The following is a 13,114-nucleotide window of genomic DNA, read 5'->3' as shown; positions in this document are numbered from 1 at the left end:
CGCTCGAGCACAGGATGTTTAACGACTCGGACTCCGTCCTCGTCATCGGAGTCGGGCGCAGCGGCATGGCCACCGCAGAAGTGCTGCGCAGCCGCGGCATCGCCGTCGTCGCGTACGACGACAGGGAAGCATCGAAGCTTCGCGACCGGGTCGACTCGCTCAAGCGGATCGGCGTGCCGCTCATCGGACACGCCGAACTCGACCAAGCCGCTCGCGCCGCGACCGCGGCCGTCCTCTCACCCGGCGTGCCGTTCACGAATGCCGCAGTGTTGGCGGTCCAGCGCCTCGGCGTGCCCGTCTACGCGGAGATCGAGGTCGCGTATCGTATCTGCGCCGCCCCGATCATCGCGATCACAGGCAGCAAAGGCAAGTCGACGACCACCGCGCTCGTCGGCCACATCCTGCGGACCGCCGGCATCGGCGCGCGCGTCGGCGGCAACATCGGCGACCCGCTCATCTACGAAGCGGCTCAGGCGACGCCCGACGAGTGGGTCGTCGCCGAGGTCTCGAGCTTCCAGCTCGAAGGCATCCGCGAATTCGCGCCGCGAATCAGCGTGCTTCTCAACATCACGGCAGACCATCTCGACCGCTATCCTTCGATGGAGGAGTACGCCGAAGCCAAGTATCGCATCTTCGCGAACCAACGCCCCCAAGACGCGTTCGTCGGCAACGCCGACGACAAGTATTGCGCGCGACTCCGAGCCGGCGCGCGCTCGATCCCGAGCGCGCAGCACTGGTTCAGCGCGGCCGGCGATCCGACCGCGGAGATGTCGCTTAACGACGGTGCGATCGTACGCCGTTCCGGTCGGAGCCGCCGACGAACGACGCTCATCACCACGGACGAAATGCGCCTGCGAGGCGCTCACAACGTCGAAAATGCGATGGCCGCGTCGCTCGCGGCGCTGCTTGCGGGAACACCGGCATCTGCGGTTCGCACCGGCCTACGCTCCTTCGCGCCGCTACCGCATCGCCTCGCGCCGGTCGAATCCGATGACGGGATAAGCTGGGTCGACGACAGCAAAGCGACCAATCCGGATGCGGTCGTCAAAGCGCTCGAATCGTTCGACGAGCCGATCGTCCTCATCGCCGGAGGCCGCGCGAAGAACACCGACTTCGCCGCCCTCGCGAACGCCGCGTCGGAGCGCGCAAAAACCGTCATCCTCATCGGCGAATCGGCCAAGGAGATCGGCGCGCAGCTGAGCGGCGTCGACGTCATCTATGCCCGCGCGATGAGCGAGGCGGTCGAGGCTGCGGCTCATGCGGCCTCTCCAGGCGACGTCGTCTTGCTCTCGCCGGGATGCGCGAGCTTCGACATGTTCGACAGCGCGGAGCATCGCGGCGACGTCTTCGCCACGCTCGTCCGCGATCGGCGCCACGGAGTCGCAGCGTCGTGAAGAAGCGGCGCGGTCCGGACCTCGGCCTGCTTGTCATCACCGGCTTGCTCGCGACCATCGGCGCGATCATGGTCTACTCGGCGTCGTCGGCCGATGCGTATCGCACGTATCACGACGCCGCGTACTACTTCAAGCGCGAGATCGTTTGGCTCGGCGTCGGGATCGTGGCGCTCATGATCGGCGCGCGCATCGACTACGCCAAGCTCCAAGCGGGAGCGTACTGGATATTCGGCATCGCGGTCGTGCTCTTGGGAGCTGTCCTCGTGCCGCATATCGGCACCGAAGAAGGCGGCGCGCAGCGCTGGTTCGCGTACGGGCCGATCTCGTTCGAGCCGTCGGAGTTCGCGAAGCTCGCACTCGTCGTGCTCCTCGCGCGCATGTTCGCGGATCGCGATGACGGCGCTCGCTCGTTCCGCCGCGCCGGCGCGCCGGCGCTCTTCGCGGTCGGCATCGCGTTCACGCTCGTCTTGCGGCAGCCCGATCTCGGCACCGCGTCTCTCTTCGTCATCACCGCGTTCGTCGTCATGTTCGCAGCCGGTGCGAAACCGATGCACCTGTTGCTCGAGGCGGTCATCGCTGTGCCGGCGATCGCTGCCTTCATCTTCTCGAGCGCGTATCGACGCGATCGCTTCACCGCGTTCCTCCACCCGTTCAACGATCCGCAAGATACGGGTTACCATATCATACAGTCGCTCTACGCGCTCGGATCCGGCGGCGTCTTCGGCGTCGGGCTCGGGCAAAGCGGACAGAAATTCGGTTACCTGCCCGAGCCGTACACCGATTTCATCTACTCGATCATCGGCGAAGAACTCGGCTTCATCGGCGCCGCGGCGGTGCTGCTGCTATTCCTCGCGCTCGCGTATCGCGGCGCGCGGATCGCCGCGGCGGCCGAAGACCGCTTCGGATTCTATCTCGCGACCGGCATCACCGCATCGATCGTCTTGCAGGCGTTCGTCAACATCGGCGTCGCGACGTCGATGTGGCCGGTCACGGGCGTTCCACTACCGTTCATCAGCTATGGCGGCACGTCGCTCGTCATGAGCCTGTTCGGCATCGGGCTTCTCGCGAGCGTGTCGCGAGGCAGGGCGAAAGCGTCGTACGGCGCGGGCAGCGACGATCTCCATCGACGAGGTGCATCGAGTGCGCATCCTTCTCGCCGGCGGCGGCACGGGGGGGCATCTCTACCCCGCGCTGTCACTAGCCAGAGCGCTCTCCGGCGCGCCCGCTGACCCCGGGCTCTGCTCGCCGCGAGCCATACCCGTCGCACCCGGCACGCCGATGCGCTTGTCGCTCGACGCGCCCGGCGATGCCGGACCCGAACTGCTGCTCGTCACCGATCGCACGGAGATCGGCGATCGCATCGCCAGCGAGTTCGAGGTGCCGATCGTCTCGGTCGAAAGCAGGCCGCTGTCGAGATCGTCGCTGCGCGCCGCGGCAGCCGGCCTCTTCGGTAACGTCCGCGGCGTGGCGCAGTCGATGCCCATCGTCTCGTCGTTCCGGCCCGACGTCGTCATCGGCGCCGGCGGCTACGCCTCGTTCCCGGTGATCGCCGCGGTCGCGATGCTCCGAACGACCGGCCCGCTGCGCCAGACGCGCATCGCCGTCATGAATCCGGACGTCGCGCCGGGCCTCGCGAACCGCGCGCTCGCCAAGATCGCGGACGAGGTCTGGTGCGCCTATGCCGCGACCGCGGAGTTCTTCGGACGCAAGTTCGTCCTCACGGGGACGCCCGTACGACCGGAGTTCTACGATCTGGCGCGACCCGAGGATGCGCGCAAGCGTCTCGGGCTCGCGCCCGGCAAGAAGACGATCCTCGTGTTCGGCGGCAGTCAAGGTGCGCGGACGATCAACGTCGCTGCGAGCGCGCTCGTGTCGCGCCGGCGGCTCCCGCCCGATTGGCAAGTGCTCCACATCGCGGGCGAACGCGACCACGAGTGGATGGCGGCCGAACGCGGTGCCGAGCCGAACGCCAACGGCTACGTCCTGCTCCCGTATCTCGCCGAGATGGCGCTCGCGTATGCCGCTGCCGACATCGCGGTCTGCCGCGCGGGCGCATCGACGCTCGCCGAACTGTCGACCGCCGGGGTGGCGTCGATCCTCGTACCGTACCCGCACGCGGCCGAAGCTCACCAGCATAAGAACGCCGTCGCGTTCGCCGACGCCGGGGCGGCGCTCGTCATGGACGACGCGGAACTCGACCCGGACGCGCTCTACTGGAAGCTCATCGAGGCGATGGACGCGACCCGGCTCGAGACGATGCGCGAAGCGGCGCATGCGCTTGCCCGCCCTCGCGCGCTCGCCGACATGGTCGAACGGATCTTGATGGGCCGCATCGGCAGCGGCGATGCGAACGCGGCTGCGACCGAAAGCACACGCTGACGGGGATCACGCTTCGACGACCGGCAAGGTGAGCAAGGCCATCAGGCCAATATGACCATATAGATGAAGCTTCATCGCAAAGTCCACTTCGTCGGCATCGGCGGCGTCGGTATGAGCGCGATCGCGCGCGTGCTGCTCGCGATGGGCGTCTCCGTCAGCGGTTCCGATCTCAAGACGACGTCGACCCTCGAGAAGCTCAGAGGTCTCGGCGCCGACGTGCGGCTCGGTCACGCGTCCGACAACATCAAGGGCGCGGACGCGGTCGTCATCTCGTCTGCGATCCCGGCAGATAACCCCGAGGTCATCGCCGCGCAGCGCGCAGGCATCCCGGTCATGCAGCGCGCTCAGATGCTCGCCGAGATCATGACCGACAAGCGCGGCATCGCGGTGTCCGGCACGCACGGCAAGACGACGACGACGTCGATGGTCGCGTCGGTCCTCGACGCGGGCGGACTGAACCCGACCGTCCTCATCGGCGGCGAAGTGAACGACATGGGCGCGAACGCGCGGCTCGGCGCGGGCGACGTCGTCGTCGCGGAAGCGGACGAGAGCGACGCATCGTTTCTGCGACTGACGCCGTGGTGCGCGGTCGTCACGAACATCGAGAACGATCACCTCGGCTACTATCGCGATCTCGAACACCTCATCGAGACGTTCTCTGCGTTCGTCGGACGCGTGCCGGAAAGCGGCGTCGTCATCGCATCGGCGGATTGTCCGGCGGTTCGCGAACTCGTGCGGCGCTTCAACGAATCGCCGCGGCTGCTCGGCGATCCGCGCATGGTGACGGTTGGCTTCGATACGGCAGCGGACGTGCGGCCCGACGTCGTGCGCCTCGCGGATTTCGGATCGACGTTCACCGTCGAGCAGCGCGGCGTCCGTCTCGGCGATATCGCCCTTCGGGTGCCGGGCCGCATAAACGTCTGCAACGCGCTGAGCGCGATCGCTGTCGGCTTGGAGTTCGGCGTCCCGTTCGAAGCGATCGCTCGAGCGCTCGGCCGCTTCCGCGGCGTCGCGCGACGCTTCCATATATTGTACGAGAGCCGAGACGCGATCGTCGTCGACGACTACGCGCACCACCCGACCGCCGTCCAGGAGACGATCGCCGCCGCTCGCGCCTACTGGCCTGGCCGGATCGTCGTCGCGTTCCAGCCACACCGGTACAGCCGGACGGCCTATCTCTTCCGCGATTTCGCGCAGGCGCTGCTGGGCGCAGACGTCATCGTCGTGACGGACATCTACGCGGCCGGCGAGGTGCCGCTCCCGGGCGTGCGCGCCGAATCGATCGTCGAATGCATACGCGATTTCGATCCGTCGAAGCCCGTGTCGCATCTGCCGAAGCCCGCGGATGCTTTGGCGTACCTGCAGCGCTCGATGCAAGGCGGCGACCTCATCCTGACGCTTGGCGCCGGTGACATCGGCGGCGTCGCACACGAGCTCGCCGCGGGGATGTCCGCGGCAGACGCGGGCGTCGGATCCGTCTGACGCGTACGGCCCGCTCGCTCCCGTCGCGTCGCATTCTCGAGGCGCTCTACCTGGCGATCATCGCGCTCGCGTGCGTCATGGTGATCCGGGCGTTTTTCGGCGAATACGCCTTCGACGATTCGTTCATCGGCTACGACACGGCGTCGGATCTCGCGTCCGGTCAGGGATTCTCGTTCGATCCGGGCGAGCGCGTTCTCAGCACATCGGCGCCGCTCGCCGTGTTGGTCTACGCCGGGCTCAACGTCCTCACGCACGTCGACGTCGTCACGATCGCGCAGATCTTCGCGGCGCTGGCGTGCCTGTTGATCGGATTTGGCACGTACGCGCTCGTCCGGACGCTTGCAGCGCCTGAGGGCGCGCTCGCCGCGTCGCTCACGCTGCTGTGCGCGCCAAGCATACTGCTCCTATGGTCGCACGAGACGTATCTATGCGTGGCGATGGTCGTCGGCGCGTTGCTTCTGCTCAGAGGTGGTCGAGCCGTCGGCGCGGCGATCGTTCTCGGGCTCGCGACGCTCATGCGCCCCGAAGCATTGCTCGTCGCGCCGTTGGCGGCGCTCGGCGTGTTCCGAACTAACGGCACGAACGCCGGCCTGAAGTTCGTCGCCGTCGCCCTTGCCCCGTTCGCTGTGTGGTGCATCGTGGCGACCGCATACTTCGGTTCGCCGTTCTCGCAGAGCATCGCGGCGAAGCGCGCCGAGCTTTCGTACAATATCGTCGGTCCGTACCTGCACGGACTCGTCGCGCTCGCGGGCCAGGCGTACGGTCTCGGCGGCGGCGCAGGAAGTTGGCTCGCGCCGCTGCTTCTCGTCGCGTGCATCGCGGCCGCCGTCGCAGCCTGGGCAGGCTCTTGGATCGACGGCGCGCCTTGGTATGTGGGCGCTTGGGCGCTGGCATACACTGCGCTTTACGCGTTTATGCGCGTGCCGTTCTTCCTTTGGTTCACCGTCCAGTTGGCGGTGCTCGCGGCGGTCTGCGCGTCGCTCGGCTGGCCGCGCGACTCGGACGGCGGCCCCGCGCGGAGATCGTGGGTGGGCGTCGCGCGCGTGGCGTCGCTGTGCATCGTCGCGGTGAATGTCTGGTTCATGATCTCCGCGACGACGAAGCCGGTCCGCATGTTGAGCCTCGGCGCGACCGTCGTCATGCCGCTGTTGAGCGACAGCGCCTACCGCGAGCTCGGCGAGTGGCTCGGAGCACATACGGGACCCGCCGACACCATCGCCTACCCCGAGATCGGGCAGCTGCGCTACTACTCCGGCCGCCCGATCGTCGATTACGAGGGACTGACGAACGCGGGCGTCGCGCCGCACCTCGCGCTCGGCGACGGGATCTGGGCGTTCAAGCAGTACCGGCCGACGGTCTACGTCGACAACGCCGCGTGGCACGCGTTCGTCGATCCGCTCGAATACGATTGGTTCGATCGCGCCTACCGGCTCAGCGATAGTCCGCCCATCACTCGCTTCCCATACGCGGTGCGCTTCGACGTCTACCGTCTCGCGCAGCCCGACGCGATCCCGCTGCCTGACGGATTGGACATCGCCGCGCGAGTCATGCCGCCGGGGATCGACCGCAAGCACGACTTCCGCATCGAGTTCACGCCGAGCAGAAACGATCTGGACCAGATCGAGCTTCGCGTGGTCGCTCCTCGCGGATGCGCACGCGGATATCTGAGCCTGCTCGAGACCAGCGGAGCAGGTCTCGCCGCTCGTCCACTCCGTATCGAAGCGTCCGAGAGGCCGCAACGCATATCCCTAACGTTCCCGCCGCTGCGCGACTCGGCCGGCCGGTCGTACTTCGTCGACCTCGACCGCTGCACGAGCGTCGATCTGGCTCCGCCGGTCGAACTGCGTCACGTAGCGGCGCTCGATTTCGGCGATCCGCAAGCGAGCGTCGGGCCGCCAGCGCTCGCTTTGTCCGTCTACGAGTTGTGACGCAAACGCCGCCACGACGATCGACCGCCGCGGCCTATCAAGATGACTGGGAGCGGTCGAGATTCATCTCGACCGCCGCGGCCCAACCATCGGAAAGAGTTGACCTATGTCGACGCCTAACATCGGCGGGTGACCACTTCGCCGTCAGTGCCGGGCAGCGCGCCATCCGCGGAGCAGATCGCAGCGCTCGCGATCGTCATCGGGCCGAGTCTCAAGACTGACGAGCCGATGGCCCCGAAGACGTCGATGCGCGTCGGCGGTCGCGCGGCCGCGTATGCGGAGATCCGCGATCCGCGCTACCTCGTCGCGGCGCTTTCCATCTGCGCCTCCGAGAACGTCGCGTGGACCGTCATCGGGCTCGGCTCGAACCTGCTCGTCCGCGATGAGGGCTTCAACGGCTTGATAGTCCGGCTCGCTGGCGACTTCACGAAAGTGACCGTCGACGGTAACCGGGTCCGGGCAGGCGGCGCTGCGCCGGTCGTCTCGCTTTGCCGCGAGGCGGCGAAGCACGGATTGAGCGGAGTCGAAGGCCTCGTCGGGATTCCCGGCACGGTCGGCGGCGCGGTTCGCATGAACGCCGGCACCGACGTCGAGATCGGCGATGTCGTCGACCGCGTCGAGGTCGTCGTGGCGGGTGAAAAACTCCAGACCTTCACGAGACCGGAGTTCGCGTACCGCCGGTCGTCGCTCGACCGCAGCGCCGTCGTCTGCGCCGCCGAGATGGTGCTCACCCCAGGCGACACGCGCGAAGTTCAGGCGGAGCTGAGAAAACGGATCGACCGGCGCAACGCGACGCAGCCGCTCGAGCTGCCCAACTCGGGGAGTATCTTCCGCAATCCGCCGGGCGACTACGCGGCTCGCCTCATCGAGACCGCGGGCTGCAAGGGATGGCGTGTCGGCGCGGCCGAGGTGTCGACGAAACACGCGAACTTCATCGTCAACCGCGGCGGCGCGACGTGCGCGGATGTCCTCGCGCTTATCGAACGCGTGCGAGGGGCCGTCCGCGAAAAGCACGGCATCGAGTTGGAGACCGAAGTCCACGTCCTCTGACCGCGCTCGCCAAAATTTCTTAACGCAGGTTCGGCGTCGGCAACTCCCTAAGGACTTCTCCCGTGTCCATGTCACACGTCGTCGTTCTCATGGGCGGCGCTTCGGCCGAGCGCGAGATCAGTCTTCAGACCGGCGCGGGCGTCGTCGCGGCGCTCGATTCGCTCGGATATCGCACCACCATCATCGACCCAAGCGACGATCTCGTCGATCGCCTCCGCGCAGCAAAGCCGGATGCGGTCTTCAACGCGCTTCACGGCGGCGCGGGCGAGAACGGCACGATCCAAGCGCTGCTCGATTGGATGGAACTCGGCTACCAGGGCTCGGGCATGCGCGCGAGCGCGGTCGCGATGGACAAATGGATGACGAAAGCGGTCATGCGGGCGTCGGATCTGCCGACGCCGCGCGCCGTCGTGATCGACGCGAGTGACGTGCCCTCGACGCCGCCTAAACGGCCGGGTGTGCCGTGCGTCGTCAAGCCGCTCGCGGAAGGATCGGCCGTCGGGGTCACGATCGTTCGCGATGAATCGCAGTGGGCGGGAGCTGTGGCTGCCGCGCGAAGCGTCGCCGATCGCATGATCGTCGAGGCGTACGTGCGGGGTCGCGAGTTCACCGTCTCGGTGCTCGGGTGCGACGCGCTGCCGGTCGTCGAGATAGCGCCGTCGGACGAGTTCTATTCGTACCACGCGAAATATACGGCGGGCGCAAGCCGGCACACGGTGCCCGCCGATCTCGATGTGCCGATCGCGGCTCGGATGCAAGAGTATGCGTTGCGCCTGCACGACGCGCTCGGCTGCCGGGACTACTCCCGCATCGACGTCATGATGGACGCGACCGACGAGTCGCTCTACCTGCTCGAATGCAATACGCTGCCGGGTCTCACATCGCTGAGCTTGTTCCCTGAAGCAGCCGCGGCGGCGGGCATCCCGTACGAGTCGCTCGTCGAAAGGCTGACGCGCTGCGCGCTCTCGCGTCAAGGGATAAGCGCCCGATGATCCGCAAGGCTCGCCGTCCTTTGCGCGCCGCACTATTCGATCTGGACGGCACGCTCATCGACTCGACCGAACTCATCATCGAATCGTACTCGCACACGTATCGCGCGCACGGGCGCATCATGACGCGCGAGCAGATCGAAGCCGACCTCGGCCTGCCGCTGTACGATACGCTCGCGCGCTACTTCCACGGCGACGATCTGAAAGCCGCGACCGCGACGTATCTCGACTTCAATCTCGCGCGCCACGACGACGACGTGCGCAACATGGCGGGCGTCGTCGACAGCGTGCGGCGCCTGCGCGCGGGCGGGTTGCGACTCGGCGTCGTGACGTCGAAGCTGCGCGATACGGCGCGACGCGGACTCGCGCTGTGCCGGCTCGACGGCATGTTCGAGCACATCGTCGCGAAAGAAGACACCTCGCGACACAAGCCGGATTGCGAGCCGCTCATCTATGCGCTCGCGCTCATGCAGGTCGACGCGGCTGAGACGGCCTACGTCGGCGACTCGCCGCTCGACGTCGAAGCGGCGGACGGCGCCGGCGTCCGCTCCATCGCGGCGCTCTGGCGCCCGATCACCGAAGACGCGTTCGGCACGCGCGAGCCCGACGCGTTCGCGCAGACTCCGGCAGAAGCTGCCGATATATTGGAGGCATGGCGCGACGGCCTCGAGTGGGGCCGCGACGCCGGCAGTCTGCGAGGGGCGTAAATGCCGGGCGGCTCGGATTTCATGGGCGATGTCTTCCGCTTCGTCGGCGACGTCCTCAACATGCTCTTCAAGCTCGACACGCAGAGCAACCCGCGCATGACGATCTGGACCTCGGACAGCATCAGCGGCGATACGATCGTTACGACCCCGCTGCCGATCGACACGTCGATGATGCCGCAACCGACCGGCGCCCAGCGCACGCATGACGAGGTCGCGACGCTCCAGCAGATCGATCCGGATTTCAACGAGATCGAGTTCCTCTCGATGGCGACCGCCCAGTATAACGCGTACGTCGCGGCCGACGGCGCGATGGACCCCGACGCACTCGCAGCGGTGGCGACGCCGGCATTCGCCGACTGCTATCGAAAGGAGGTTGCCGATTGGCGCGCGGCCGGGCTGCGTCGCGTCGTTCGCGACATGACGACGATCGGTTCTGCGATCATAAAAGTCTCAGTCGACGGCACCCGCCAGGCGGTCATCGTCCGGTTTTCGACATCCGGCGTCCGCTTCACCCAAGATGCAGATTCGGGCGTCGCGACCGACGGCAGCGCGAGCTCGACGACGTTCTCGGATTTCGTCACCTTCGTCCGCCCGCCGGGAACGACGACGCCGAAGAGCGCAGGCACCGGCGGCGCGACCCATTGCCCCTCGTGCGGCGCGCCGACCACCGCTGGGGCAGCGAAGTGCCCGTTCTGCGGCACGCAGTTGACCGGCACCGGCGGTACCTGGCTGCTCGATCACGTCAGCGCATCAGCGTACACGTAGCCGTAGGTCATGGGCAGTCTCATTCGGTTAATCCTTCTGGCCGTGATCGCGATCTATAAATTCGTCACCGAACGATCATCCGACGGGCAACACACGTGGTTCTTCAAGGATCCGGCCAAACTCGATCCTGATTTCTCGCCGACCGCTCAGGCGTGGACCGTTGCGCCACCCCCGTCGATCCAGGATCGAGTGCACGATGAAGTCACAGGACTTCAGCAGATCGATCCGGATTTCAACGACCTGCAGTTTCTCGCGCAAGCCGCTGCCTCTTATCAGACGTACCTCGCGTGCGACGCGGACATGAACGCTGACGGCATGACCGCGATCGCGACGCCACAGTGCGTCGCTGCGTATCGCGCGCACGTCGCCAACTGGAAGAGCGCCGGACTGCGCCGAGTCGTGCGCGATACGAAGATGGTCAGCTCTGCGATCATCAACGTCATGCTCGATGGCCTAAGACAAGCGATCGTCGTGCGGGTCGTCTCTACCGGCGTACGCTTCACCCAAGATATCAAAACGGGCGCGGCTGCGGTGGGGAACCCGCAGTCGGACTACTTCACCGAATTCGTGACATTCGTTCGACCGCCGGGTACGACGACCCCGAAGAGCGCGGGCGCCGGCGGAGCGACCCATTGCCCGTCGTGCGGCGCGCCGACCGCGGCCGGCGCTGCGACGTGCCCCTTTTGCGGCACCCAACTGACCGGCACCGGCGGTATTTGGCTGCTCGATCACGTGAGCGCGTCAGCCTATACGTAGTTTACCGAATCAAATTAGATCCGCGAGACCGCGGCGGTCGAGATAAATCTCGACCGCTCCCTTGCGACCGTAAAGGTCGGCCGCTCCATCTGTTTTCGATTCCGCTATTGCGGAGGTTTGCGCGGGATGACGACCGGCGCCGGCACTCGAGGGATCACGACCGGCGTCGGCGGCGGCATCACGATCGGGTGACCGATCGGGATCATCGGACGTCCGACGAGCGCAGGCTGCGGCGGAAGCATGCGCGGTATGGTCGTGATGCGAGGCTGACTGCGGCGCGCGACTGGCATCATCGTCCGAACGGGCACACGAACGCCGTGCAGCACCGTCATCGCAGAACGGCGCGAGATGATAGTCGCGCGCTCGACGCGGTTGAACGCGACCAACGAACGCGGCGTCATCGGACGGTTGACGAGTTGGCTGCGCACCGCGAAATGCAGCGATGCGGGCAGCGTCTTGCGCGTGCCGTCGATATGCAGCGGGGCGGTCGCGTGCGCGATGACTGAGCGTCCATCCGAGGTCGTGAAGTGTGCGGCGACGACGGCATTCGGTGACAACACGCCTTGCGGCACGCTGAACGATCCCCAGAAGAAACCTGGGCAGCCGAGCCACGGCGTCATGACGAATTGACCCGGCACGCCGGAGAGCGAGAAGAAGCCGGTACCGTTCGGGAAGAACGGGCTGAAGAACACGAACACGATCGGCTGACCGAAGACGAAGAACTGCGGGCCCGGCGCGAACACCGAGAAGCCGGGCGGGAAGAATCCGAAACGCGAATAGCCGAACATCGGCGCGTTGTAGCCGACGACGGACGAGACGTAGTCCGTCGACGAATACGATTGTATCCTGAACGACCACTGCGAGTCGAACGGCGTGCCGTCGTCGGATTGACCGCTGACATCGACCGTATGCGTGCCGCCGGTCATCTGATCCGTCGGCGTGTAGGCGATATAGGCTGACGATACCGTCGACTGATCGGTCACGTCGACGCCGTCGACGACGACGCGTACCGTCGCCGGATCGACCGCGGACGAGCCGCCGCCGAGGCGAGCGTAGATCTGCGGATAGTCCGTGCCGATGAGCGCGTTCGGCGATGGCTGCTGGCCCTCGACCGTCGGCGCGGTGCCGGTCGTACCCGATGCACCGTAATTAGAAGCCAGCGATGTGGACGCGTACGGCGGTGTTCCCGGACCCGCCGCGACGAAGTTGCCCGGACTCGCGCCGCTGACGATGACGACTTCGTTCGACGACGCGTCGTAGTCGACCGACACACCGAGCGCTTGAGCGACGAAACGGAGCGGCACCTCGACTCGGCCCGCGATCTCGCGCGGCGGCGTCTCGAGCGCGACGCGCGCGCCGTTCACCCATCCGACTGGATCATCGACGACGACCTTCACGGTTGTTCCGTCGCGCTGGGCGATCGCGGCATTGTCAGTCGCGTCGTAATCGACGCGTGCGCCGAAGCGCTCGAAGACGCCGCGCAGCGGAACGAGGACGTGGCCGTCGATGACGACCGGCGGCACGTCGGTCTGCACCGTATAGCCGTCGACGATGATCGTGGGTGCGTCGGCGAAGGCCGGGCACGCGAAAAGCGCGAGCGCGAACAGCGCGACGATGGGGATGCAGGTGCGGCGCATGGCGATCACCCGATGGGGAAGGTGTGC

At 66.7% G+C, this 13,114-nt stretch carries 11 protein-coding genes; 10 read left to right on the top strand and 1 reads right to left on the bottom strand.

The features are described from left to right. The first annotated feature begins 14 nt into the window (after positions 1-14). From murD to VFO25_01330, 10 genes are all read left to right on the top strand, one after another. Positions 15-1,394 carry a UDP-N-acetylmuramoyl-L-alanine--D-glutamate ligase gene (gene murD / locus VFO25_01375; protein HET9341550.1) on the top strand — a complete coding sequence of 460 codons (1,380 nt, stop codon included), beginning with the start codon at positions 15-17 and terminating at the stop codon, positions 1,392-1,394. Beyond that, complete coding sequence (gene ftsW, locus VFO25_01370) at positions 1,391-2,623, top strand: putative lipid II flippase FtsW (GenBank protein HET9341549.1); 1,233 nt, start codon at positions 1,391-1,393, stop codon at positions 2,621-2,623. Before murD ends, ftsW begins: the two co-directional genes overlap by 4 nt. Next, a complete protein-coding gene (locus VFO25_01365; GenBank protein HET9341548.1) occupies positions 2,535-3,773 on the top strand; it encodes a glycosyltransferase in 1,239 nt (412 codons plus the stop codon). Before ftsW ends, VFO25_01365 begins: the two co-directional genes overlap by 89 nt. A gap of 63 nt (positions 3,774-3,836) precedes the next feature. Next, positions 3,837-5,255, top strand: coding sequence for a UDP-N-acetylmuramate--L-alanine ligase (gene murC / locus VFO25_01360; protein ID HET9341547.1), 1,419 nt, complete (start codon positions 3,837-3,839; stop codon positions 5,253-5,255). Between the two features lie 77 nt (positions 5,256-5,332). Then, complete coding sequence (locus tag VFO25_01355) at positions 5,333-7,183, top strand: hypothetical protein (GenBank protein HET9341546.1); 1,851 nt, start codon at positions 5,333-5,335, stop codon at positions 7,181-7,183. A 129-nt stretch (positions 7,184-7,312) separates the two neighbouring features. Continuing rightward, positions 7,313-8,233, top strand: a complete 921-nt coding sequence (gene murB, locus VFO25_01350) for a UDP-N-acetylmuramate dehydrogenase (protein HET9341545.1) — start codon at positions 7,313-7,315, stop codon at positions 8,231-8,233. 68 nt (positions 8,234-8,301) lie between these two features. After that, a complete protein-coding gene (locus VFO25_01345) occupies positions 8,302-9,225 on the top strand; it encodes a D-alanine--D-alanine ligase (protein HET9341544.1) in 924 nt (307 codons plus the stop codon). After that, a complete protein-coding gene (locus tag VFO25_01340; protein HET9341543.1) occupies positions 9,222-9,929 on the top strand; it encodes an HAD-IA family hydrolase in 708 nt (235 codons plus the stop codon). The genes VFO25_01345 and VFO25_01340 overlap by 4 nt, the downstream gene beginning before the upstream one ends. Then, positions 9,930-10,694, top strand: coding sequence for a zinc-ribbon domain-containing transport protein (locus tag VFO25_01335; GenBank protein HET9341542.1), 765 nt, complete (start codon positions 9,930-9,932; stop codon positions 10,692-10,694). It begins immediately after the preceding gene. A 42-nt stretch (positions 10,695-10,736) separates the two neighbouring features. Then, positions 10,737-11,450 (top strand): TIM44-like domain-containing protein, encoded by a 714-nt coding sequence (locus VFO25_01330; GenBank protein ID HET9341541.1) that lies wholly within the window; start codon positions 10,737-10,739, stop codon positions 11,448-11,450. 104 nt (positions 11,451-11,554) lie between these two features. On the opposite strand, the gene VFO25_01325 is transcribed toward VFO25_01330, so the two are convergent. After that, positions 11,555-13,087: a stalk domain-containing protein gene (locus VFO25_01325; GenBank protein HET9341540.1), complete on the bottom strand. Its 1,533-nt coding sequence runs from the start codon at positions 13,085-13,087 to the stop codon at positions 11,555-11,557. Positions 13,088-13,114: the final 27 nt, after the last annotated feature.

Source organism: Candidatus Eremiobacteraceae bacterium (assembly GCA_035710745.1).
Classification (GTDB): Bacteria; Vulcanimicrobiota; Vulcanimicrobiia; order Eremiobacterales; family Eremiobacteraceae; genus JANWLL01.
This window is presented reverse-complemented; position numbering and strand designations above follow the sequence as displayed.